At 65.8% G+C, this 809-nt stretch carries 1 protein-coding gene; it reads right to left on the reverse strand.

Annotation, left to right across the window (positions count from 1 at the left end; translation table 11 throughout):
- A partial coding sequence (gene istA / locus EBE87_RS28470) for an IS21 family transposase (protein ID WP_120641320.1) occupies positions 1-809 on the reverse strand: 809 nt, incomplete at both ends.

Genomic DNA, 809 nt, shown 5'->3' on the forward strand with positions numbered 1-809 from the left:
CTCCAGCGCTCGATGCAGCGGGCCTCCAGCCACGCATTGAGGGCGGGCAGATCCGCGAACGGCGGCATGCCCTGCCAGATCTGTCGCCGGGCGTCCTGCACGTTTTTCTCAACCTGACCCTTCTCCCAGCCCGAGGCCGGGTTACAGAACGTCGCCTCGAACAGATAGTGGCTGGCCATGGCCGCGAACCGCGCGTTGACCTGCCTCATCTTGCCCGCGCCGATGCGGTCGACGGCGGTCCTCATGTTGTCGAAGATACCGCGGCGCGGGACGCCACCCAGCACACGGAACGCCTCGGTCAAGGCATCGAACAGCATCTCATGGGTTTGCAGCTTGTAGGCCCGGACGACGAAAGCCCGGCTGTGCGACAGCTTGGTATGCGCGGCCTGCAGCTTGATCCGCTTGCCGCCCACCGTCGCCCAGTCCTCGCTCCAGTCGAACTGGAACGCCTCGCCGGGCTGGAAGACCAGGGGCACGAATACCCCGCGCCCGGTCGTCTGCTGTGCCGCCTCCCGCCTCGCCTGCCAGCGCCGGGCAAAGGCAGCAACCCGCGCATAGGAACCATCATAGCCCAGGGCAACCAGATCCGCGTGGATCTGCAGCACGGTCCGGCGCCCCTTACGCCCCTTGCCTGCCTCCACCCTCAGCCAGTCCGACAGCCTGTCGGCAAACGGGTCCAGGCGGCTCGGGCGCTCAGGAACCTTGAACTTCACTTCAACAGTGTTTGACCGCAGGTATTTGCGGATCGTGTTCCGCGACAGGCCTGTGCGCCTCTCAATCTCGCGGATCGGAATACGGTCCCGGTAATG

Source organism: Teichococcus wenyumeiae (genome assembly GCF_003696345.1).
Lineage (GTDB): Bacteria > Pseudomonadota > Alphaproteobacteria > Acetobacterales > Acetobacteraceae > Pseudoroseomonas > Pseudoroseomonas wenyumeiae.